Source organism: Bacillus sp. Je.9.29.b, assembly GCF_051129925.1.
Classification (GTDB): domain Bacteria; phylum Bacillota; class Bacilli; order Bacillales; family Bacillaceae; genus Bacillus; species Bacillus safensis.
On sequence record NZ_JBCPSO010000005.1, the window covers coordinates 298,518 to 321,102 of the forward strand.

21 protein-coding genes are annotated in these 22,585 nt (G+C 41.4%); 9 read left to right on the forward strand and 12 right to left on the reverse strand.

From position 1 onward, the window contains the following. Positions 1–10: 10 nt before the first annotated feature. Positions 11–439, reverse strand: a complete 429-nt coding sequence (locus AAZR19_RS12310) for a cell wall hydrolase (RefSeq protein WP_024424361.1) — start codon at positions 437–439, stop codon at positions 11–13. 527 nt (positions 440–966) lie between these two features. Here AAZR19_RS12310 and AAZR19_RS12315 point away from each other — a divergent pair. Next, positions 967–2,028 carry a DUF4352 domain-containing protein gene (locus tag AAZR19_RS12315; protein WP_041116540.1) on the forward strand — a complete coding sequence of 354 codons (1,062 nt, stop codon included), beginning with the start codon at positions 967–969 and terminating at the stop codon, positions 2,026–2,028. A 186-nt stretch (positions 2,029–2,214) separates the two neighbouring features. Here AAZR19_RS12315 and AAZR19_RS12320 read toward each other — a convergent pair whose 3' ends face one another. From AAZR19_RS12320 to AAZR19_RS12330, 3 genes are all read right to left on the reverse strand, one after another. After that, positions 2,215–2,553: a hypothetical protein gene (locus AAZR19_RS12320; protein WP_434703310.1), complete on the reverse strand. Its 339-nt coding sequence runs from the start codon at positions 2,551–2,553 to the stop codon at positions 2,215–2,217. A 129-nt stretch (positions 2,554–2,682) separates the two neighbouring features. After that, positions 2,683–3,858 carry an ABC transporter permease gene (locus AAZR19_RS12325; RefSeq protein ID WP_434703312.1) on the reverse strand — a complete coding sequence of 392 codons (1,176 nt, stop codon included), beginning with the start codon at positions 3,856–3,858 and terminating at the stop codon, positions 2,683–2,685. Then, entirely contained in the window at positions 3,858–4,598 is a 741-nt protein-coding gene (locus AAZR19_RS12330; protein ID WP_025092774.1) for an ATP-binding cassette domain-containing protein, read from the reverse strand. The genes AAZR19_RS12325 and AAZR19_RS12330 overlap by 1 nt, the downstream gene beginning before the upstream one ends. Before the next feature lie 161 nt (positions 4,599–4,759). Between AAZR19_RS12330 and AAZR19_RS12335 the strand changes: the two genes are divergently transcribed. Continuing rightward, positions 4,760–5,461 carry a LytR/AlgR family response regulator transcription factor gene (locus AAZR19_RS12335; RefSeq protein WP_025092773.1) on the forward strand — a complete coding sequence of 234 codons (702 nt, stop codon included), beginning with the start codon at positions 4,760–4,762 and terminating at the stop codon, positions 5,459–5,461. A gap of 11 nt (positions 5,462–5,472) precedes the next feature. After that, entirely contained in the window at positions 5,473–6,438 is a 966-nt protein-coding gene (locus AAZR19_RS12340; protein ID WP_395894285.1) for a sensor histidine kinase, read from the forward strand. 32 nt (positions 6,439–6,470) lie between these two features. On the opposite strand, the gene AAZR19_RS12345 is transcribed toward AAZR19_RS12340, so the two are convergent. Beyond that, complete coding sequence (locus AAZR19_RS12345; protein WP_034283198.1) at positions 6,471–7,400, reverse strand: aldo/keto reductase; 930 nt, start codon at positions 7,398–7,400, stop codon at positions 6,471–6,473. A 158-nt stretch (positions 7,401–7,558) separates the two neighbouring features. On the opposite strand from AAZR19_RS12345, the gene AAZR19_RS12350 reads away from it, so the two are divergent. The 4 genes from AAZR19_RS12350 to AAZR19_RS12365 all read left to right on the forward strand — a co-directional run bounded on the left by AAZR19_RS12350 (position 7,559) and on the right by AAZR19_RS12365 (position 11,263). After that, positions 7,559–8,023 carry a DUF1453 domain-containing protein gene (locus tag AAZR19_RS12350; protein WP_229137071.1) on the forward strand — a complete coding sequence of 155 codons (465 nt, stop codon included), beginning with the start codon at positions 7,559–7,561 and terminating at the stop codon, positions 8,021–8,023. Between the two features lie 18 nt (positions 8,024–8,041). Next, complete coding sequence (locus AAZR19_RS12355) at positions 8,042–9,256, forward strand: sensor histidine kinase (RefSeq protein WP_076840670.1); 1,215 nt, start codon at positions 8,042–8,044, stop codon at positions 9,254–9,256. Then, positions 9,253–9,909, forward strand: coding sequence for a response regulator (locus tag AAZR19_RS12360; protein WP_076840669.1), 657 nt, complete (start codon positions 9,253–9,255; stop codon positions 9,907–9,909). The genes AAZR19_RS12355 and AAZR19_RS12360 overlap by 4 nt, the downstream gene beginning before the upstream one ends. 313 nt (positions 9,910–10,222) lie before the next feature. After that, positions 10,223–11,263 (forward strand): DUF4352 domain-containing protein, encoded by a 1,041-nt coding sequence (locus AAZR19_RS12365; protein ID WP_326350022.1) that lies wholly within the window; start codon positions 10,223–10,225, stop codon positions 11,261–11,263. Positions 11,264–11,309: 46 nt separating this feature from the next. Here AAZR19_RS12365 and AAZR19_RS12370 read toward each other — a convergent pair whose 3' ends face one another. The 3 genes from AAZR19_RS12370 to AAZR19_RS12380 all read right to left on the reverse strand — a co-directional run bounded on the left by AAZR19_RS12370 (position 11,310) and on the right by AAZR19_RS12380 (position 14,816). Further along, positions 11,310–12,395, reverse strand: a complete 1,086-nt coding sequence (locus AAZR19_RS12370) for an SEC-C metal-binding domain-containing protein (protein ID WP_041106216.1) — start codon at positions 12,393–12,395, stop codon at positions 11,310–11,312. A 191-nt stretch (positions 12,396–12,586) separates the two neighbouring features. Next, a complete protein-coding gene (locus tag AAZR19_RS12375; protein WP_041106214.1) occupies positions 12,587–13,525 on the reverse strand; it encodes a response regulator in 939 nt (312 codons plus the stop codon). 4 nt (positions 13,526–13,529) lie between these two features. Continuing rightward, the gene (locus AAZR19_RS12380) at positions 13,530–14,816 is read right to left on the reverse strand and encodes an ATP-binding protein (RefSeq protein ID WP_326350023.1); all 1,287 of its coding nucleotides are present in this window, start codon (positions 14,814–14,816) and stop codon (positions 13,530–13,532) included. 517 nt (positions 14,817–15,333) lie between these two features. On the opposite strand from AAZR19_RS12380, the gene AAZR19_RS12385 reads away from it, so the two are divergent. Together AAZR19_RS12385 and AAZR19_RS12390 are read left to right on the forward strand one after the other, a co-directional pair. Next, entirely contained in the window at positions 15,334–16,314 is a 981-nt protein-coding gene (locus AAZR19_RS12385; protein WP_076840664.1) for a glutaminase, read from the forward strand. Between the two features lie 31 nt (positions 16,315–16,345). Next, positions 16,346–17,761, forward strand: coding sequence for an alanine/glycine:cation symporter family protein (locus AAZR19_RS12390; protein WP_041106210.1), 1,416 nt, complete (start codon positions 16,346–16,348; stop codon positions 17,759–17,761). Between the two features lie 39 nt (positions 17,762–17,800). On the opposite strand, the gene AAZR19_RS12395 is transcribed toward AAZR19_RS12390, so the two are convergent. From AAZR19_RS12395 to AAZR19_RS12410, 4 genes are all read right to left on the reverse strand, one after another. Continuing rightward, positions 17,801–18,661, reverse strand: coding sequence for an alpha/beta fold hydrolase (locus AAZR19_RS12395; protein WP_041106207.1), 861 nt, complete (start codon positions 18,659–18,661; stop codon positions 17,801–17,803). Between the two features lie 268 nt (positions 18,662–18,929). After that, positions 18,930–19,295 carry a VOC family protein gene (locus tag AAZR19_RS12400; protein WP_025092526.1) on the reverse strand — a complete coding sequence of 122 codons (366 nt, stop codon included), beginning with the start codon at positions 19,293–19,295 and terminating at the stop codon, positions 18,930–18,932. A 100-nt stretch (positions 19,296–19,395) separates the two neighbouring features. Beyond that, the gene (locus AAZR19_RS12405; protein WP_041106205.1) at positions 19,396–20,778 is read right to left on the reverse strand and encodes an amino acid permease; all 1,383 of its coding nucleotides are present in this window, start codon (positions 20,776–20,778) and stop codon (positions 19,396–19,398) included. Between the two features lie 66 nt (positions 20,779–20,844). Then, positions 20,845–22,353, reverse strand: a complete 1,509-nt coding sequence (locus AAZR19_RS12410; RefSeq protein WP_041106203.1) for a class I adenylate-forming enzyme family protein — start codon at positions 22,351–22,353, stop codon at positions 20,845–20,847. Positions 22,354–22,585: the final 232 nt, after the last annotated feature.

The following is a 22,585-nucleotide window of genomic DNA, read 5'->3' on the forward strand; positions in this document are numbered from 1 at the left end:
TTTCATCAAGCTAAAAGGTGTTATAAACATTTTCACACGTTTCGGCGGTTGGCTGATAAAAGCAATGCGACTTATACCTTGCCACAAACGGCTGATTGTACCAAGTCGCCGGACAATCGCCAGGCGGTTTAAAATACCAAAGGCTGAATTTTGCTGGCCAAAAACGTTCTCCGTTAATATTTCTCCGCGCAAGTGTTTTTTCCGTTTCTCGTGCTCGCTGATAGAAGTAACCATGCGTGACCGCTTCGAATGCATGCTCCTGATAAATCATTTGTGGAATCGTACGCAGCCCTTTAAAGTCAGAGCAGTTGGCACGCAAACGATTGATGCCCACGTTTCCTACGAGCAGCATCCCTCGCCTCCCTTCACCTTCTGCCTCCGCTCTCAGCAGTCTGGCCATTAAATCAATATCAGAGCTTGTCGCTCTTACCACTGCCATACATCCACCTCCAGTTCGTTTCTCTTTTATTTTATGTAGCGTTTCTGTGTAGATGACTGCCATTTTGACATGAAAAAGCACGTTCAGTGTCGGCAGCCTGTCTAAATTTGCTGGACATGTGTCTCGCTGCCAACAACACTCAAACCAAGTGACCATATACATAACAGGAAGAAATATTCATTACTATATACTCATTTACAAGTCATAAAAATCCTTCTAATTGCGACATCATCTTCAAAAACAGTCATTTGAACCTATTCAATAATCCGACTCAAAACCTTAAAATATAAAATGTTGAGTTTCTACAGGAGATATCAAATAATAAATTACAAGTTTCCCCTCTCAACTTAGTGTCATTTTTACTACTTGAAGCCAATCAACCTCGGAAACGCACTGAGGTATTGACAGTACTTTCGCTTCATTCTACAGTAAAAAACATACAGTATTTTTCTTTTTGTGCAAAAAGAATGATATGAACTACAGCTTTTCAATGAAATTCACCATAAACCCGAGGAGGAAAACACGCCATGTTTAAAAAGAAATTATCCCTGTTTCTTCTGATCTTGTGTGTAACTGTTGTCGCTGCTGCTTGTAGTGGTGGAAAAGACAAAACAGCTGCGAAAGAAAACGATACCAAAAAATCTCTTGATGCAGCAGAGGTAAAGGTAGAAAGTGCTGAGTACACATTACCACCTCAATACGATACATCTGTACAGGATGATCAGTATGTACTAAAAGTGAATGTATCTGTAAAAAATATCAGCAAAGAGCCTCTCAATGTTGATAAAAGCAACTTCACGCTTTACCAAGATGACGCACAGGTATCTACGATCTCTCCAGATGACTATAACGAAGTATTATCTTCAAGCTCTTTAAATGCAGACAAAGTCACAAAAGGCGGTCTTTTCTTTGTTGTTGACAAAGAAAAGGACTATCAGCTTGTTTACACAGAGCCAGGCAGTGGATCGAAAAAAGATGACAAAACACTAGAATTCGATATTAAAGGAAAAGACTTAATGAAAAAAGCAGATACACTACAAGCATCTGCAAAAGCTCTTTCTTCTTATATTGATGTGATGATTTTTGGTAAGAAAAACGATGATTTCGAAAAACTAACAGGTGATAACAAATCAACTGTTGTGAACGAATTTGATAAATCATTCAAACAAGGTTACATCACTTCATCAGGTATTTCTTCTAGCTCAGCGAAGGACGAAAACCTTGATAAGCTTTTAAAAGCAGTAAAAGAAACATTAGCTGAAAAATCAAAAGTTTCAACAAAAACAAAATCCATCAGTGGTGATAAAGCTGTCGTGACTGTGACTCTGACACCAATCGATGCAAGTCCGCTTGTCGATCGTTTGAAAGAGAAAGCGACTGAGTTCTACAGCAAAAACCGTTCAGCTTCTTACGATGAAGCGCAAAAATACTTACTATCAATTTACCCAGATGAGTTTAAAAAATTAGGACCATCATCTTCTGAAGAAACAGTAGAAGTCAACATGAAGAAAAATGATATCGACCAATGGAAACTTGATTTGAACGACTACAAAACAAGCTCATTAGTTGAGAAATTCATCAAGAACTAAAGAAAAACCCCCGATTCCGGGGGTTTTTTCTTAATTTATTTCGGTTGTTTCCTATATTTGATTCCGAAATACAGACAAGAAAGCAAGAAAATCGCCAGCCACACCCACTGAATATCCACCATAAATATAGTAATGGCTGCTACTATTAGTATAGTGAGATCGAGCTTTTTTCATAACGAGAATATTTCATGAAGAAGAATTCCCCTTTTCAGCTTCATATTCTTTAATGATCTCAATTGGATCAACCGCATCTTCCTCTTGTGCGTATTCCTCTACATAAGGAGTCGTTAATTTTTTAAACCTTTGCTCATCGTCTACTAAAGTAATATAGACATCATATCCCTCATAATCAGAAGGGAATAACGTTGCAGTAGAACTACCGGTTTCTAAAGCCTTGTCTATTGCATTTTTTAATTCTAATAAACCTACCCTGTTTCCCAAAATAAAGGCTTCAAAATGGTGTGTTTGCTGAGCATATATATTACATAGTCCTAACACATCATCGTCATCTGTTTGATAAGACATACCCGAACTTCTTTCTTTGGTAAAATTAGGATAATTATATCATTTCCTCTTCCATCATGCTATCGCGAGCCTCTTTTATATGTATCTCTGAATATAAAAAACTTGCAGAATATATCTGCAAGTTTTTCTTTATTTTGCAAGCATCCATTTCTCTTTCATAAACAAGCTTCTGACGATGACAAACAGGATAACGACTGCCAAGGCCGAGGAACCGAGTGTCAGGGTGATGGACATTGGATCAATGATCCCAAACATCAGTTGCTTACACAGCGCATGAATATTCAGGAATGGGATGGCAAAATAATACGTATCTAGCTGCGTAGCACCTGCTCTCATAGTAAAGAACATTGGGAGCACACCGAGTGTAATGATCATGGACATGTACGACTGTGCTTCTTTCACTGAGCCCGATATCACGCTGAGCAGCAGTTCAATCATGGAGACCATGAAGGAGAAGATGATTAACGCCGCAAACATGACGCCGATAATGCTCCACATTTGATCACCAAAGTTCAGAGCCTGCTTCAGCTTTTCTGTAAAGAGCAAAGTGGATAGAAGCAGCATGCCGATCGCCACAATCCCACTTAAAATACCGAACATAGAGACAGCGAGCCATTTTCCGATGAGAATCTGTAGTCTGCTGGCCGGTGTCAGGAATAAGGCTTCAATTGATTTTCGGTCTTTTTCACCTGCTACAATATCAAGCGCAGCCGGCAAAGCTCCTGAGATCACGGAGGTTACCAAAATCATCGGAAGGAGAATCGACAACAGCATAGCGGTCACTCCGTTTTCCCCTTCATCCCCTTCTTCTACATCAACGGACTGCACCTCAAACGGATGAATAACGGACGTATCGATTTGATCCGCTGCTAAACGCTTCTCGACCACCTGGTTTTGATACTGCTCCAGCAATGATTGCAGCATTTGAACTGTGATCACCGAATCATCATCTGTCGTATATCCGTGAATTTTAATGGCGAATGGCTTTTGATGCTTGAGCATATCGCCAGCCTCTTTCGGCATTTCCAGGTAAGCATTTGCCTCCCCATCCTTGACGGCTTGCTGCGGATCATCAAATGTTTCAAGGTGTAGGTTTTTGACCTCTTTGATCATTTGGTTCATTTCGCCTGGTAGCTGTTCATTGATGGCGACTGTATAGGCTTTATCCCCTGGATCTGCAATCATGCTTTCATAAAAGAACACCAGTCCAAGCATGGTCAAAAGAGGAATCAGTACGGTTAAGAGCAACGTTTTTCGATCCCTTAGCGCATCTGTCATTTCTTTCAAAAAGACGGTTTTCCACATTATGAAATCCCCCTAGCGAGCTTCGACATAAAGATATAGTTCAAGTCTTCACTTTGTTCCTGTGCATATAATTCCGGAAGTGTCCCTTTGTAAACAAGCTCTCCTTGATGAATCATCATGACACTGTCACAAAGCTGGCTGACTTCTTCCATGATATGGCTTGAAAAGAGGATCGTTTTATTTTGCTGCTTGAGCTGATGGATAAAATCTCTGAAAATATTACTCGACGTGATATCTAAGCCTGTTGTCGGCTCATCAAATAAAATAATGTCAGGATCATGAATTAACGTTCTGGCAATCGCCACCTTTTGTTTCATTCCTCTTGAGAATCCTTTCACCTTGCGATCCATGTATTGTCTCATCCCAAAACGCTTTGCCAAATCCTCTATTCTTGCTTTGATTTCATGCTGATCTAAGCCATATAATTTGCCAAAGTATTCAAGGTTTTCTCTTGCCGTCAAACGATCGTAAAGCCCCGTCTCTCCACCAAACAAGACACCAATTCGCTTTTTCACTTCTGTTGCTTCTTTCACTGTATCAAAGCCTGCGACAGTGACTGTTCCGTGTGTAGGCTCTAATAATGTGGCTACGGCGCGCAATAATGTTGTTTTTCCTGCACCATTTTCTCCTAGGATGCCAACGACTTCCCCTTCCTTCACGGAGAACGTCATGTGTTTCATCGCTTTCACGACTTTTTTCTTATCTTTAAACCAGCAGCTGCAATCGCTGAGTGTAATCATTTGGTTCGCCCCTTTCAACTTTCTAATCCTATGATAGAAAAAATAACGCTTGCCTGATATAAAAATGTCGCGAAACGTCCTTTTTCTGTCTTGAAATGATCTATTTCAAAAAAACAAATGGTAAAATAGACAAATAATAAGAATAGTCATAGGTGATTTTTATGATAAAAGTAGGTCTCGTCGACGATTACCGAGTAGATTTAGAAAAGTTGCACGCCATTGTAGGCAGGATGGAGGCTGTGGACATCGTCTTTGTCACGCAGTCAGCAGAGGATGCATATGAGAAGGTCAAAAAAGGAGACATTGATCTGCTGTTTGCTGACATTGAAATGCCCGGAATGTCCGGTTATGAATTAGCGGACCTCATTCATTCTCACGCACTGAATGTCGATGTGGTCTTTGTGACAGGAAACAGTGGATATGCAGTCCATGCATTTGATTTGAATGTACATGATTATATTATGAAACCCTACCAAGCTGATCGAATTGCCAAATGCTTAGAGCGTTATATGTCCACCAAGCAGGAGAAAAGCATTCATGGACGGCTTCTCATTAAACAGCAGTCAGATATTCATGTGCTGCAGAAAAAGGATGTCATTTTTGTTGAGCGAACGGGCCGGTCAACAACTATCGTGACAACGACAGGAGATATCCAGACCTATCAGACATTAAATGAGCTAAAGGGCGATCTGGCTGAAAAGGATTTTATCCGCTCCCACCGATCGTTTATCATTAATATTCATTACATTAAGAATTTCTCGGCGTATGCTAAAAATTCGTATATCGTGTCTTTTGAAGGTACAGATAAAAAAGCCATGATGACCAAGCAGCAATTAGAATTCTTTAAGAAATACTATTTTTAAGGAGAACGAACGTGAACGCTTTCTATCTTGGATTTCGCATTTATGCCCTCATATGGTTAGGTCTTGCGTTTCATGCGGCTGCTGAAGCCCTTCTGCCGCTATCATCCATTGTTTTGTGGCTTCTTACCTTTTGCGCGGTGTGTGTTTATACATTTTTCATGTACAAAAGATTTTTGCCTCATACGAGTGGTTATGTGATATTAGGCGCTTTTATACTCATTACCTGCACAGGCCTTTTGCTGTTTCTAACGCAACAGAATGGGCTGAGCTGTCTTTTGGCGCTCATCATCATGGTGACAGTCGATATCCTCTCATTGAAGGTGATGCAGACAGAGAAACAGTTAAATGGGCGGCTTCAAGAGCTCATAAACGCGGAATCAAGAACCAACGAATTACTTCTTGAGCTGCGCAGTAAACATCATGAAACAGCCAGACATTTAAATGCCTTTTCCGCGTCGAACGACGAGCATGAAATCAAAGATTTGATTCAGCAATACGTCAAACATTTCCCATGGATGAAAGGAGAAAATGCATATTTGGCCGCTACCCTCCACCCCTTCTTTCAACGGGCTGAGAAAGAGGAGATTGCACTTTCACTAGACCTTCAAGCACCCTTTTCATCGCTTCCTTTTTCAAAGGCGGATCAGGTTAGTTTTACTGGCAACCTGCTTGATAATGCTCTAGATGCAGCGATTGAAGCGAAGCAAGCCGGAAAAGAGGGCAGCATCTCGGTCACGACCTCTATTCGGAGCGGACTATTTTTAATCCATTGTGAAAACAGCACAAAAGGTATGGAAAAACACGTGTTAGATCATTTATTCAAAACTTTTGGCCGTTCGACAAAAGGCGGCGATCATCAAGGCATGGGGACGTATATCATTCAACAGCTTGTAGAAAAGGCAGACGGTACACTTGATTTCACTTACCGTTCTCCAAATTTGCGGCTCGTCATCAAAATCCCTCTCACCATGTCATAAAAAAAGGTGCATAGCTGCACCTTTTTTTAGTGTTAAGAGAAGATTTTATCGATTTGATTGATTTCCTCTTCTGTTAGTTGAACATCGTTTGTTTTTAGGTTTTGCAGCACTTGGTCTGCTCGTTTGGCCCCTGGAATAATAGCATCAATGCCATCCTGCGCTAAGAGCCATGCGAGTGCGACGTGTGCTGTTTCTGCATTCTTTGATTGAGCAATGGCTTTTAGCTTGTCTACTTTTTCGAGATTTGAAAGGAATGCATCGCCTTGGAAAAGCGGGTCCTTTGCTCGAATATCATCAAATGTCGCATCTTTTGTAAATTTCCCGGTCAACAAGCCTGATGCCAATGGGAAATAAGGAATAAAGGAGATCCCATGCTCGACGCAGTATGGAAGAAGATCCTGCTCTGCCTGACGTTTCAGCAGAGAATACTCCGATTGAAGCACGTCTAAGTAGCCATCTCGGTTAAAGGCTTGAAGCTGTTCAAAATCAAGGTTTGATGCACCGATTGCCCTGATTTTCCCTTCATCCTTCAATTCCTTTAATGTGCCTGCTACTTCTTCGAGCGGCGTGCGTCCATCCGGGAAATGCATATAGTACAAGTCAATATAATCAGTTTGCAGTCGTTTCAGGCTATTTTCGACCTGCCCTCTTAAGAAATCACGGCTGTTATCAAGTTCAATTTGGCCGTTTACTTCCTTATGAGCTCCTTTTGTCGCAAGGACAAGCTTTTCTCTGCCGCCTCTTTTGGCAATGATCTCACCGATTAATTCCTCTGAACGGCCCAGCCCATAAATAAAAGCAGAATCTAAGAAATTGACACCTTGATCAAGAGCCGTCTCCACAAGCTCCCGTCCAGCATCCTCACTAAGATTCGGGAATAAATTATGCCCACCTACTGCATTCGTACCAAGCCCTATCGGATTTACCTGCAAATCAGTTCGTCCAAGCGTTACCTTTTTCAAAAGCTCATCTCCCTTATCTACATAATCATCCTTATTTTCCCACGAATCATTTCCAACATTCAAGTATACCGCTCTCTAAAATCAACCCGCAGGTGGACGCCGCGAAAATAGAAGATGCGTATGATGAAGATAGACTAAAACGAAAAGGAGATCTTGTCATGACCATTCAAATTGTCATCATTATGATTATTCTGCTTTTAAGAACAGGCAAGGAAAAAGAAATCCGCCCCATCAGGCTTCTCATAGGACCGCTCATTTTATTAGGCACACTCTCTTATTCCTTGACCCAGCATATTGAAATCACGGCGATGAGCCTGCTTGCAATGATTGTCTTTGCACTCGCAGGTTTTGCAATCGGTCTATGGAGAGGTAAACTATACAAAGTAACATATGATCAACAGTCGGGACGTATCACCGCCGCCAGCTCACTCTATGGAACACTTTTTTTCATCGGAATCATCCTTATCCGGATGACAGTAGGCTCAATTGTACAGGATGGCGGTCATTCCCTGATCATTTTCGCAAATGGCCTGACATTCCTTCCAATCGGCAGTATGATCGGATTACGTTTTATTCTTTTAAAAAGATATATGAACATCAAGGCATCTGCTGCTATTAACTGACAGACAGGAGTTTTTGATATGTACCTTCAGCAGCCACTCAAGCTTTTAGGTCAAATAAGGCGAAAATTCGTATTAGGCCTTGTATTGACCTATATGTATATTCAAATGTATGAGTCCCTTTCAATAGGCGAATTGGTGTTTCGCACCTTCGTCTATTTGGTGTTTCTCCTTTGTCTTTTTCCAAAAAGCAAGCTGTCACCTAAAAAGCAATTTTCTATGCTCCTCTTGATGTGGATTCTGACACATCTCTTGTGGCTAGTGACAGATCAGATTCAAGACAGTATTGGACTGACCTTTTTTATGATCGGCTTTATCGCTTTTCGTTTTTCAGAGGCGCATCATCCCTATCTATTTGCTATCATCTTTTTCACCAGTGGGGTCAGCTATTATATAAACAATTTTTCTTGGAACATGGTGATCACTCTCCCGCTATTCCAGCTACTTGTGTATACACTTGTTTTGATTTCTAGAATGCGTCGGCGTGAACAGGAATTAAAGGAAGAACACTTCGGAGAACTGCAATTGGTTCACAAGGAATTATCAGAAGCCCATGAACAATTGAAAAAGGCGCATATGGAGCTTGAAGAAGCGACCGTTCAGTCACTCCAATTTGCAGTGCTGGAGGAGCGAAGCAGAATTGCACGTGACCTGCATGACAGTATCGGTCACCAATTAACCTCGATGATTGTCCAGCTGCAGTCTTTGCCCTACCGTTTAAAGCAGGAAGAACCAGAGCAGATGACGCAGACGTTTCAGGAGCTGATCCATATTTCTAAAAATTGTCTCACCGAAGTTCGTTCTGTGGTTCATCATATGGCGTCAGATGATGCAGGTCTCGGACTTGCCGGACTTCGCAGCCTCATCAAGCAAGGAGAGATATCGGGTGAGCTTGACATTCACTTTCATACAGAGCAGCTTACGTATAAAAAATGGCCGCTCTCCGTATCTGAACTGCTTTACCGCATTTTACAAGAAGCCATCACCAATACAATTCGCCATGCCAAGGCGACCGCGATGACCATTACACTATCTAACGACCAGCATGAGCTGATGATGAACATTGAAGACGATGGATATTTGACCAGCGAAAAAGATATTTCATTTGGCTTTGGACTGTCAGGCATGAAGGCACGGTGTGACGCAGCAGGCGGTTCCCTCAAGGCGTCCATACGCGAGCCGCACGGCTTCTGTATTCATATTCAAATTCCTATCAAGGAGGACTTCAAGGCATGACAAACCCTATTAAGATTAGCATTATTGATGATCAGCCGCTGATCCGCCAAGGATTTCGTTATATTGCAAGCGCTCAAGAGGATATTGACGTCATATGGGAGGCGTCAGACGGTCAGGAGGCGGTTGAGCTTTGCTCGATCAACACACCAGACGTACTGCTGATGGATGTACAAATGCCTGGAATGGATGGCATCACGGCAACAGAGCACATTTTAAAAAAGCATCCAGATGTAAAAGTTGTGATTCTCACGACCTTTGATACGGAAGAATACGTCTTTGACGGAATTCGTGCAGGGGCAGTCGGTTATTTGCTGAAGGATACAATGCCTGAGGAATTAATTGAGGCCATCCGCACCGCCTTTGCTGGTGAATCTGTCTTTCGAACGGCAGCCTCTGAGCACATGATGGCACGAGCTCTTCAGCAGGCAAATGATACACATCACACTCATCTGCTGCACGAATCATTCACAGAACGTGAACGCGATGTATTACAGCAAATGGCCTATGGCTTAAAGAATGAAGACATTGCTGATCAATTATTTATCAGCAAAAGTACGGTAAAAACGCATGTGCACCGTATTTTACAAAAGCTCAATGCACAAGACCGTACACAGGCTGTCGTCTTCGCCATCCGGCACCGCCTCGTGAAATAAAAACTACCTTCACTTCAAGATTTTTATACAAAAAACATTTAAAACCTAAAATAAATCCATAAATCAATACTTTTTAACTAGTATATTGTGCTTATTTAATTCCTTATTTTATAGGTGATTGTGTTAAAAACTATCAAAAATAGGGACTAAAACCTATTCCTCATCATGAATGAATTTCGATAGAATGAATAGTGCAAATCGTCATTAGGATATTTTCCCCTTTAACACCCGAATATACCAATCTATCTGTTTCTTTTTTCATAGTCAGATAGCGGGAAAGAAATGACGAAAGAAAAGCAAAGGAGCTTCAACTGTGAATCTTAAAAAAATAAGTGCACTCCTCATGATTTCATTCGTGATGATCATCTCTGCAGCCTGCCAGAGCTCAACCAAATCAACCGACGCTGATCAAAAGTCAACAAAAACAGCAGAGGTAAAAGTCAATAGCTACGAATATACGTTACCAGAAGACTCAACAACTACCCTAAGAGACAATGAATTGGTACTAAAAGTCAACCTGACGATCACAAACAAAGGTGACAAAGCCCTTTCATTATATAACTCTGACTTCTCCCTTTATCAGGACGATGCCAAAGTATCTGATTTAAAATTCTACGGCAGCAAAGACCGTCTTGACCTTGGTTCATTGAACAAAGGCAAGTCACTTTCAGGAGCTCTTTATTTCCTAGTAGACAAAGGGAAAAAATATCAGTTCGTCTATCAGGACAGCATCAAGAAAAACAGTGATCCCATCCAAATCGACCTAGATGGAAACAAAATACTCGATTCAGCAAAAAAGCTGGATAACCCAGCAAAAGCGTTATCCGCTTATACCGATATTATTGTTTTTGATAAAAAGAACGATGAATTCGCAGATTTAACGGGTGACAACCAATCGGATGTCGTCAATAAATACCATGAGATGTTTGTAAAAGACTTCAAAAGAAGTGCAGGAATATACGGAAATGAAGTGAGTGACCGAGATATTCTGTCGATGTACAAACGCATTCAAAACACCATGAAGGATAAAGCCAAAGTAGAAACAAGTGTGAAAACCATCTCTGATGACGAAGCAAAGGTTGTCGCTCAAGTAACCGGCATTGATGCTTCTAACTTAAAAGACAAGCTAGACAAGCAAAGAGACGAGTTTTACAACGGGAAAATCCGTTCTAAAGAAGAATTGTATAAAAAAAGCTTAAACATGTACGCATCTGAATTCGAAAAACTTCCTCCCGTTTCCAGCCCAGCTGAATATGAAGTGAAAATGAAACGTAATGGGGATGGTCAATGGAAAATTGACCTCAACGATTATAATACAGAGCAGTACATGAGTGGTTTTATTAAAACGAGATAATCTAAAAAAAGACGCTGGCCTCTGAAGGTGCCGCGTCTTTTTTAGATTATATTGTCGCCTCTTGCTCTTCTTTCACCGCTTTTTCGATATCTTTAAAACGGCTCGATACAGTAGACGCACTAATGCCATACTTTTTCGCTACTTGTGATTGAGAAAGCGGGGCATCGCTTGCAAGTGAATGAATATAGTATTCGATTCCCGCAGCAAATGACGCTGCTTTACGGATCACAGGTGATTTCTGATCACAGTAGGCTTTCCAAACCGTTAAAGCACCGTCTGTCAGGCTCTGGTCACCGTGCTCCTTCATTCCGTCTTCAATCAGCTTAGCTGTTTCCAGCTGAACGTCACTTGCCCAGTCCATACGATCTGCTGATAGACCTGCAACGCCTTCTGTTTGAGCAGGTGTTTCTGATTCTTCTACTTCTTGCTTCGCAAACATACACTTCAGCACATCAGGGAATGATTCTCTCATAAATGTGCTGCGCGCCTCTCCATTTGCTTCATATGCGTCAACAAGCTGGCGAACTTGAAGAAGAAGAGTATCTGTAAACTCTTTCGCAAACATCGTATATTGAATGAAAAACTCTGCCTTTTCTTCAAATTGAACAGGAAAACCAAGCACGAGACTTCCCTTATCAGGCAGTACCGTTTGATCAGGTTTTACATCTACTTCAACCTTCTCCGCTGTTATCATATTCTCAAAATAAAGAGACTCGTCCGTTTTTTCATTTAATAAAAGCAAAGATGGTTCCATGTCTGTCCAAGATTGGACAACTTGTCTTGTTTTCGGACGGGTAATATCCTCTGCTTTCTTTGTCAGGAATTCTTGGAAAATGGTCTCTTTCTGATCAGTTAATGGACGGAAGAAGATGCCCCATACACTCAAATGGAAAACTGAGATTTGTTGCGTTTCTTTATCCATATCTGCAAGGAAAGAAAACTCATTAATGAATTGATTGATCGCTCTCTGATGCTTAGAAAAAGCATAATTCATTAAATCCTTTTGAACTTGTACAGCTTCCTTAAACACAAGCTCAGACGTTTGTTCTCCGCCTGATTTTTGACCACAGCAATGTTTATATTTTTTTCCGCTTCCGCATGGGCAGAGCGCATTTCGTTTAATTTTTCCCAAAATAAAACCTCCGACATTCTAGTCTAACCTCACTATTTTAACAAACGATTGCACAGGAGGGTTTTATTTTCAAGAAAAAAGAAAAATCTGAATGATCAGTTAAATTATAAAAACACCTGAAAATCACGATAGATCATAGGAAAGACAGACTTTCTCTGTTTATTTTCTCCAATCATACCAACAGATTTTCCTCAGCTCATTCCTTCGAATAACTGCTTTGCCTCAAAATAAAAGATTTGAACGAATTTCTTCGTATTGACTCTGCCTGTCGATCCTGAGGGAGAAGATGTCTTCTGCATTTCTTTCATTCTTTGGCTGACATCGGTAAAATCGAAAAACTTCGACGCGTAGTGCTCAAACTTAGGATTTGAGAAATCTGTTAATCCTAGTGAGGCAAAATGATTCAAGGAATGATGAATAGCTCGTCTAATCCGCTGCTCCGCCGCTTTCACTTCCCGCATCACCTCTACATCGGTTGCACCATGATCCAGTTTTCTTTCTGCTGTTTTGATAAACAGCTGCTTTAGCGGCGGGAAATTGACCTCATGAGAATTGGCTGACTGTGTTTCATGTAAGTAGATGAGTATCTCCAGTAAATCCTTAGAGCCGCTCTCGCCGACAATTCCAAGCTCAGATAAGAGGAATTCCCCAGCCTCTTTCATCGTTCTTCTCTTCGCCCCAACGCCCGCACCTTGAGAAATCACAGGCTCTAATGGCAGCACGTGGCGAAGAGAGGCTTGTATATCGTAAATCGATTTTTCCAGCTTGATACGCTCCATGACTTTTCGAATCACACTGACGATTTCAATACGATTGACAGGCTTATGGATATAATATTCAATCCCTAGTTCATAGGCTTCTGCCATCATCTCTTTCGCTTCTACTTGGGAAATCATAATGACCTTGCCTTTGAATTCAGGGTGGATATGGCGAATGGTTTGAATGCCATCTCTAGCAGGCATTAAAAGATCAATCAAAAGGATGTCTACTTTCTTGAGGTTCAGGGAATGTGCCTCTAATCCAACTCCGTCACCCGCTTCATCTACGACCTCTCCCAAATCCTCATCCTCTATGATTTGACCTAAAATCGAGCGTATTGCACGATCATCATCTGCAATGAAGAATCGCATACACTCACCCTCTCTGTATTAAATTTTGTATAGGAAGTACAAGCAGAAAAGCTGCACCTTTTGTTTCTTTTGGTTCGATTTGAATATGACCGCCAAGCTCTTGAACCAGCTCTCTCACATAGGATAAGCCAATCCCTGTAGACGGTGTTCCAAATGCATCAAATTTGGAGGTATACCCTGGATCAAACACAATCTCTCTCATTTTTTTAGGAATCCCTGGTCCGTCATCTTCAATCCGAATCTCTATTTTATCATGACTTCCTTTCAATTCGAGTGAGATCATCCCGGTGTCTTTTATTGCTTCGACTGCATTGGCCATTAAATTATTAATCAGCGATAAGAAAATAAATACATGATAATCATGCAGATGAATGCCCCTTATATCAGATGTAAAGGAGATGTTTTTCCCAAGAGATAAAGCATACTTCTCTTGAATGCGGATCACAATTTGAACAAGCTCTTCCGCCTTCATATAGTCTTGCATATTTTCCTTCGAAATCAGCTTTGAAAGCCCAGCATAAATACGCTGATTATCCTTTTTCACTTCATGAATTTCTCCTGCAAGCTTTAGCAGCTCCTGACTCACTTTTTTCCCTGCTTCGTGTTCATGCAGCAAACGATAAAGCCGGTATGATTCCTGCGTAATATGCTCTGTATGTTTTAACGTTTTCTTTAAATGAACCGTTTCTTCATATAAATTCGAAATGACCATCATCATATGCTCATTTTGTTTCATGATCTGCTTTTCTCTTGATTGAGCCTCATACAGCTTCATCATATTAAAAAAACTGATCACCACAAAGCTGTGAGCAAACGCAATGAAGAACATATCGCTCAGCTTTGATAAGGTCATCGTTGTATCAAACACTAAGAATTGTACAAACAGCTCGACAAAATCAGCAATTAATTCGATCATCAGACCGATGATCCCAATGAAAATAGAGCGCTGTTTAAAACGTCCCGTACGGACGGCAAAAAACAGGAAAGCATAAGTGAAATAGAAAAAGAAGCTTGGGAATTGCTGATAAAATGATGAAGCCAGATCAGCATTCTGCTGAATCAAATCTAAGCCTACCCGAAAAAGCACAATGGCTGCGCCTGTTAAAAATCCCGGCAATAGCGGTCTAGATTTTCTTAAGAGTAATAAGCAAAAGAAAAACGCAGGTGCGCCAAAGCTGATGCGAAACGTCTCATTCACAGGATAAAACTTCAGCTCTCCTGCAAGCGGCACAATGACCATCATAAAAATTAAAATGAATGCGTCCTTTTTGACAAGCTGATTTAAACTCAAATGACTGACATCCCTTCCCCTGTTTGCATAGCCACAGTATACAAGGAGACTCTTTTCTCCACAATGTACAAAAAAATAATTTTCACTGCTCCTTTTATCCTCAAAATCCTTTTTTATGACTATTCTCCGGGGCAGCAAGGTGACCTTTCAGCTATTCAGTGTTTTGATCATTGACGACAATAATAGGAATTGTTTAGACAATCATCGACAGACTGATTTTTATTTGTAAGTTTTTCTGTAGATTTACGTCAGATTGTGTAGTTTCCAAGATAAATTGAATGAACAATTTTAGTGAAACTATATGTAAGCGTTTTCTGAATTTTCACTAAAAACCCTTTTTGTTTTTCCGCCGACAATGCCTTCATTTGTACATATATTTAGGTGTAAAGGAGTGGTGCAAGCAGCGCATGACAAGTTCTTTGAAGATGTGTAACATGTTTTCGTGCCTATTTGATCGCATTTTTTGTCATCCGCCAATTCAATAGGGTACTTTTTGATTTTTGATTGGAGGAATCGTATGAAAACAGCAATTTCTAAAAATACACAACACGCATGCCAGTCTTCTGTTGATCAATGGGCAGAAGAAATACGTCCGTATTACACAAACGGGCAGAATGCTGGCTACATTCCAGCACTTGGAAAAGTGAATTCCTCTCAACTTGGTATCAGCGTGATAGGCCCAGATGGATCATCTGTACGATATGGTGATTGGGACGTTCCCTTTACCCTGCAAAGTATCTCAAAAGTCATCAGCTTTATAGCTGCCTGTTTAGGAAGAGGCGTACCTTACGTCTTGGATCGGGTAGATGTAGAGCCAACTGGTGATGCATTTAATTCCATCTACCGTCTTGAGATGCATAAACCAGGGAAACCCTTTAATCCAATGATTAATGCTGGAGCTATTACCGTATCCTCCATCCTTCCTGGAAAGACTTCTACAGAAAAGCTAGCATATATTTTCGATTTAATCGAAAACTTAATAGGTAAGCGTCCTTCTGTTAATGAAGAGGTTTATCAATCAGAATGGGCAACTGCGCACCGCAACCGTGCTCTTGCTTATTACTTAAAAGAAACCAATTATTTAGAATCAGATGTCGAAGAGACATTAGAAGTGTACCTAAAGCAATGTTCCATCGAGGTCACAACTGAGGACATCGCCTTGATTGGACTAATTATTTCAAGTGATGGCTACCATCCCTTTAAACAAGTCCAAGTCATCCCAAAAGATATCGCAAGACTAACAAAGGCATTGATGCTGACATGCGGCATGTATAATGCATCTGGTAATTTTGCTGCTTTCGTAGGCGTACCAGCGAAGAGTGGTGTGTCTGGAGGAATTATGGCTTGCGTTCCGCCAAGCGCAAGAAGAGAATTTCCGTTTCAGACAGGCTGTGGAATCGGTATTTATGGTCCCGCCATTGACGATTGTGGTAATAGCATTACCGGTGTCATGATGCTGAAAAAGCTCGCCAAAGAGTGGGATCTCAGTATTTTTTAAAAAAATAGGATGAATTAGAAGAGGTGATGTTATGAATGATTTATTAACAACAACAAATGGTTATCTATGGTCATATATTATTGTTGCACTATTAATTCTTGTCGGTCTTTATTTCACATTCAGGTCTCGTTTCCTTCAAGTGCGTATGCTTAAGGAAATGGTGATCGTTCTGAAAGAAGGAACAAACAAACAAAAATCTGGCGTATCGCCATTCCAAGCCTTTGCTATTAGTATGGCGGCTCGGGTTGGAACTGGGAACATTACTGGGATTGCGATTGCAATTGCCATGGGTGGTCCGGGTGCTATTTTTTGGATGTGGCTCCTAGCCATTATCGGTTCCGCGTCAAGCTTTGTTGAAAGTACGCTTGCCCAAGTGTATAAAGTAAAAGATGCATCAGGCTTTCGCGGTGGTCCCGCTTACTATATTGAAAAAGGCTTAAAGAAACGCTGGATGGGGATCTTGTTTGCTGTATTAATCACCATTTCTTTCGGTATTGTCTTTAATGCTGTACAGTCGAACACTATTACCATTGCTTTCGAAAATTCATTTGGTACAAATCGTTTGGTCGTAGGCGTCATTATGGCTATCGGATTTAGTATCATCATTTTCGGCGGGGTCAAAACGATTGCCAAGATGGCAGAATACATTGTGGTCTTCTTAGCTGTCGCTTATATTGGTATTGCTCTTTTTGTCATGATTACAAACATTACTGAACTGCCTGGTGTGGTCAAGACTATTATTTCACATGCATTCGGTATTGAGCAGTTTGCAGGAGGTACCATGGGTGCCGTCATTATGGAAGGGATTAAACGGGGTCTATTCTCAAACGAAGCTGGGATGGGTAGCGCACCAAACGCTGCTGCAGCTGCCGTGACGACCCACCCTGTAAAGCAAGGACTGATCCAAGCATTTGGTGTCTTAATTGATACTCTGATTATTTGTACAAGTACTGCCTTTATCGTCCTTTTCTCAAGTGCATATAAAACGACAAAATTAACAGGTATTGAGCTCACTCAAGCATCTTTGAGTGAACACATCGGTCCTTGGGCTTCTGGTGTTCTTGCCATTATGGTTTTCTTATTTGCGTTTAGTACGCTAATCGGGAATTATTACTATGGTGAAACGAACATTGAATTCCTTAAATCAAGCAAAGCATGGTTGATTGGATACCGTATTGCGGTCATTGCCATGGTTTTATTCGGTGCTGTAGCAAGTGTTCCTTTTGTTTGGAATCTTGCCGATCTGTTTATGGGCTTAATGGTCATCGTCAACCTCATTGCCATTACCATGCTATCTAAAGTCGCCTTTGCAGCATTAAAGGATTATTCACGGCAGAAAAAAGAGGGGAAAGATCCAGTCTTTTATAAAAATGCCGTTCCAAACAATGAGAACATTGAATGCTGGGATGATGAACCTGCTCCGTTGAAAAAGAATCATATCGGGTAAATCACAAAAGCTCTGGTCCCCTGACCAGAGCTTTTTTCTTTAGATCAAAAATTCGAGTATGAGTTTGTTCACCACTTCTGGCTTTTCATGATTGATCCAATGAGAAGCATCATCGACAAAAATCAGTTGGCCATTAGGGCAAATCTTTATCGTTTCCTTTGCCAGTTTTCTGCTTAAAAACTTGTCTTCCATCCCCCAGATCATGCGAACAGGTACTAAAATACGTGTAGATATCGGCTTTTCAAAGCCGCCCTTTTTAATGGCACGATACCAATTCAGCATGGAGGTCAAGGCGCCTGGCTGCGTCCAAGCCAGCTTATAGCTTAATATATCTTCTTTCGAGAACAAATGTGGTCTTGCCGTCAGTCCGATGGCTTCATCCAGTTTTTGAAATTGATTTTCTTGGAGTGCTGCCTCTGGCACATTCGGAAGCTGAAAGAAAGCAATATAGGAGCTTTTCTTCCACTGTGGCGGATAAAATGGAAGAACCTTCATCATGACCCGCGGATGCGGCATATTGACAATGATTAATTTCTCGACATATTGAGAACGGGTTGAAGCCAAATGCCAAGCAACAGCTCCGCCCCAGTCATGTCCGCCGACAATCGCCTTTTGGTTCGGGCTCAGCGTCTTGATCAAACCCACAATATCATCTCTCAGTTGATCTAATACGTAGGATTCGACTCCTTCTGGCTTGTCACTTAGATGGTAGCCTCTTTGATCAGGAACGACAACACGATAGCCTGCCTCAGCCAAGGGGATGATTTGATTTTTCCAGCCGTACCAAAACTCAGGAAACCCGTGGAGCAGCACAAGCAGCGGGCCATTTTCCGGTCCAGCCATTGCTGTATGAAGTGTTACACCATTTGTTTGGATTGATTGAAACTCAATTTGTTCCATTCCTTTGCCACCCTTCTCCTTGTCCTTTTATTCTTCCAACATAGCATATTTTCCATTTTTCAGAAAATAAAAACACTCACAAAAAAACCTTCACTATGGTGAAGGCCTTTGTTCTCTTCTCAGCGTGATAGAAAACCTTTGCAGCCCTAGGAAGGGCGAGTACCGGAGCGGAGCGAATTGGGCATTCGTGAGCACCGGCACGCAGACCTGACACAGAATGCGAGGGTTTGTCTACACGCTGAACCTTCACACTGGTGAAGGTCTTCGTCTATTTCATATAATTCAGAACCCAGATCAACCCATTTTTCCGGTCCTGTACTTGTCCGTGAAGTGCGCCAAAGAAGGTATCCTGTAATTCGACCAGTACATCTCCATCAGCTTCCAGCGCTTCATAGACAGCCTTTAGTTCTTCTTCATTGTCAAACTGCATGATCAATCTCAGATTCTCTGGCTTTGGTGTACGTCCAAATGTATCTGAAAAATGAAGCAGTGATTCCCCAAGGTGCAATTCAGCATGCAGGACACGGTCTTGATGTTCATTTAAGATCTGAATATCCCCACCAAAAATCCCTTGATAATATTGAAGAGATTCTTTCACATCTTCTACAACAATATAAGGACTAACACTAATCATACCCCTCATCCTCCTCTTGTTCCGTCCATCATCTCTTTTATAGCTTATCCCAAATCGTATGAAAAAAGGCACAAATCGTCAACGGATTTGCACCTTTTTCTCATGAAGATTTCGCTAATTCACTGTGTTTGTTTGAATACGCTGCGTACATGACGACACCGATTAACAGCCAAACCCCAAAGTAAAGCCATGTCCGGCCTGGTAAGTTGAGCATAAGGAACAAGCAGCAGCCCATTGATATAATCGGCAAAACCGGCACAAAAGGAACCCTAAAGCCCCTCTCAAGCTGCTGATGTGTTTTTCTCAGAATAAGCACAGATAAACTGACCATTGCAAACGTTAATAACGCACCGATATTCGCTAAGTTGGACAGATCCTTCAAATCAATAAAGCCTGAAATAACAGCTGTCATTCCGCCAATCATCCATATGCTAGCAACAGGCGTATCGCTTTTGTTTGTTTTTGAAAACACTTTAGGCAAAAGTCCGTCTCGGCCCATCGCATAGGCAATTCGAGTTGCTGCATAATTATTGGCGAAAATCACAGCCATCAATCCAATGACCGCACCAACCGAAATAATACCAGCCACGCTATTTTGATGTACACTTTGCAGGACATAGGACATAGCCTCTGTGACATTCAGCTTTGTATAGTGCACCATGCCTGTCATGACCAAACAAACGACAATGTAAATGATCGTACAAATAAGTAATGAACCTATGATCCCAATTGGCAGGTTCCGCTGCGGATTTTTCACCTCTTCTGCTGAAGCAGAAATCGCATCGAACCCTAAAAAGGCAAAAAATACAGCAGCAGCACCGGCAATGACGCCTTCTGCACCAAACGGCATAAACGGCTGCCAATTGGCTGGCTGTACATAAAAGCCGCCTACTACAATGAAAAGAACAATAATACCGAGTTTCACAAACACCATGATATTATTAAATTTTTTACTTTCCTTCGTTCCTCTAGATAAGATCCACGCAATCAGTAAAGCAATGATAATCGCCGGCAAATTCATATATCCGCCTTGCTCCGGCCCAGCTAAGAATTGATGCGGAATCGAAATTCCAAATCCTTCGAGCAAGCTGTTGAAATAACTCGACCAGCCGCTGGCAACAGCTGAAGCAGTCAGCATATAGACGGATAATAAGGTCCATCCCATTAAATGACCTACAAGCTCGCCCATGGTCGTATATGAATAAATGTACGCACTGCCGAATACAGGAAGCGCTGAAGCCATTTCTGCATAACAAAGTGCTGCCAAACTGCACACAATGGCTGCAATCGCAAAGGAGAAAATGACAGCCGGTCCAGCATCCTTAGCCGCTGTAATTCCAGTTAACACCATAACCCCTGTGCCAATCACTGCCCCTATACCAAGAAGCGTGAGATCGAGCCCGCCCAGCGTTTTTTTTACCTTTTGCTGTCTGCTCTGTTCCAACAAATCGTGAACGTGTTTCTTACGAAGAATATGTCGCAAACCCTTTCCCTCCAAAACGTTAGAAAAACAAAAAATCATTCAAATTTCATTATAGCAGAATAGGTACTAAGCATTCACAACCAATTCACGTAAATCTTTCTTCATGATTTTACCAAGCTTGTTTTTTGGCAGTGCACTGATGAAATGAATGGATGGCACTTTGTAATCTGCCAAACGTTCCTGACAATAGTTCACCACATCTTCTTCGCAGAAATCGGCGGATTCGTCTTTTACGATATATGCACTTGGCACTTCACCATATAATTCGTCCGGCACCCCGATGACAGCTGATTCAATCACACCTGGAATTTGTTCAATGACTTCTTCTACTTGATCAGGATAGATATTATCTCCGCCGTATAAAATCACATCTTTGTATCTGCCTGTGATAAATAGAAACCCGTCTTCATCTAGATAGCCTGCATCTCCCATATGGAACCAGCCATCTTTGAGCACCTTCGCAGTAGCGTCAGGCTGATGATAATAGCCTAAGAAATAAAATGGGCTTCTCATGACGACTTCGCCAATTTCTCCAGCTGGCAGTGTTTCCTCAGTCTCAGGATGAACGATTTTCACTTCTACATCTGGATCCACTTTACCAGCAGAGCCCATTTTATCCTCGCCCATCGCAGGATGCCACGCACTGACAACCCATGCTTCCGTGCTTCCGTAGCCATGCATCATCTGAATGCCTGCTTCTTTGTAGTCCTTAATCAAACGGACCGGCACCTTCGTACCGCCAGAAATCGCAATTTCAAAGGATGAAAGGTCATACGAACCGCGCTTCATTTCTTCCAGCATGTACGTATAAGCTGATGGGAAAGCCATCATGAACGTTATTCTTTCTTTTTCGATCGTTTCTAAAATGCGCTTCGGTGTTGCATCATGTAAGAAAACAAGTGTATACCCTTCAATGGCAGCAGCGATCAGATGATTAATTGAACTCATATGATAGAGAGGGTGACTCGCCAAGTACCGTTTCCCTTTCAAGTCAAATCCTCGATTCCCGCGTCTTGTTAAAAATTGATAGATTCGTCCATGTCCGACCATACAGCCTTTTGGATTCCCCGTTGTCCCAGAGGTAAATAAGATCATCGCTAGATCCTCTTCTGATACCTCTTCCGCAAGATTACTGCCATCATTTGAAGCCAATATGTCTTCAAACAGCTGCGTTGTTTTCGCATTTACACCAGATTCCACCATGAGACAGTTGTCTAAAGACACATTCACCGCAGCAATCATGTCACGGAATTCTCGGTCAAAAAATAAAGCCTTTGGCTCTGCTTTTTTCAAAATACCTTCCAGCTCAAAAGAAGTAAGCTGCCAGCTCAGCGGAACTGCGACTGCACCTGCTTTAATGGCTGCCAGCATAATCGTTGAAAAGTGATGATGGTTTTGACAAATAAAGCAAACGCGGTCACCTTTTCGAATTCCTTTTTGATGTAAGTAATGAGCAAGCTGGTCGATGCGTTTTGCATATTCTTCAAATGTATAAGACACCCCTCCGCCAGTTACCGCCTCAATTTGTGAAGAGCGTTCCATTCTGTCGTTTAGTAATGCCTGTAAAGTATTCAATATCTTCATCTCCAAACGTTTGATTTCCAATAGCCAATTTCCAGCGAATTGGGTTGGCAGATTTTATCTCATTCACATTCTAAAATAAAAACAGCTGAAAGTAAAATCATTTCATTTTGGAATTGTTCTTTATATTAATTGATAATATAGGTAATTTTATAGCCGTCTTCCATTTTGGTTTAAATCATGTTGATTATTATGATAAGATAGACCTAGTAATTGATCGGAAATG

What these genes read in the sequence shown, in the direction of transcription:
- AAZR19_RS12310 (WP_024424361.1), bottom strand. Translation starts at nt 439, where the DNA reads ATGGCAGTGGTAAGAGCGACAAGCTCTGATATTGATTTAATGGCCAGA.
- AAZR19_RS12315 (WP_041116540.1), top strand. Translation starts at nt 967, where the DNA reads ATGTTTAAAAAGAAATTATCCCTGTTTCTTCTGATCTTGTGTGTAACT.
- AAZR19_RS12320 (WP_434703310.1), bottom strand. Translation starts at nt 2,553, where the DNA reads ATGTCTTATCAAACAGATGACGATGATGTGTTAGGACTATGTAATATA.
- AAZR19_RS12325 (WP_434703312.1), bottom strand. Translation starts at nt 3,858, where the DNA reads ATGTGGAAAACCGTCTTTTTGAAAGAAATGACAGATGCGCTAAGGGAT.
- AAZR19_RS12330 (WP_025092774.1), bottom strand. Translation starts at nt 4,598, where the DNA reads ATGATTACACTCAGCGATTGCAGCTGCTGGTTTAAAGATAAGAAAAAA.
- AAZR19_RS12335 (WP_025092773.1), top strand. Translation starts at nt 4,760, where the DNA reads ATGATAAAAGTAGGTCTCGTCGACGATTACCGAGTAGATTTAGAAAAG.
- AAZR19_RS12350 (WP_229137071.1), top strand. Translation starts at nt 7,559, where the DNA reads ATGACCATTCAAATTGTCATCATTATGATTATTCTGCTTTTAAGAACA.
- AAZR19_RS12355 (WP_076840670.1), top strand. Translation starts at nt 8,042, where the DNA reads ATGTACCTTCAGCAGCCACTCAAGCTTTTAGGTCAAATAAGGCGAAAA.
- AAZR19_RS12360 (WP_076840669.1), top strand. Translation starts at nt 9,253, where the DNA reads ATGACAAACCCTATTAAGATTAGCATTATTGATGATCAGCCGCTGATC.
- AAZR19_RS12375 (WP_041106214.1), bottom strand. Translation starts at nt 13,525, where the DNA reads ATGCGATTCTTCATTGCAGATGATGATCGTGCAATACGCTCGATTTTA.
- AAZR19_RS12385 (WP_076840664.1), top strand. Translation starts at nt 15,334, where the DNA reads ATGAAAACAGCAATTTCTAAAAATACACAACACGCATGCCAGTCTTCT.
- AAZR19_RS12390 (WP_041106210.1), top strand. Translation starts at nt 16,346, where the DNA reads ATGAATGATTTATTAACAACAACAAATGGTTATCTATGGTCATATATT.
- AAZR19_RS12395 (WP_041106207.1), bottom strand. Translation starts at nt 18,661, where the DNA reads ATGGAACAAATTGAGTTTCAATCAATCCAAACAAATGGTGTAACACTT.
- AAZR19_RS12400 (WP_025092526.1), bottom strand. Translation starts at nt 19,295, where the DNA reads ATGATTAGTGTTAGTCCTTATATTGTTGTAGAAGATGTGAAAGAATCT.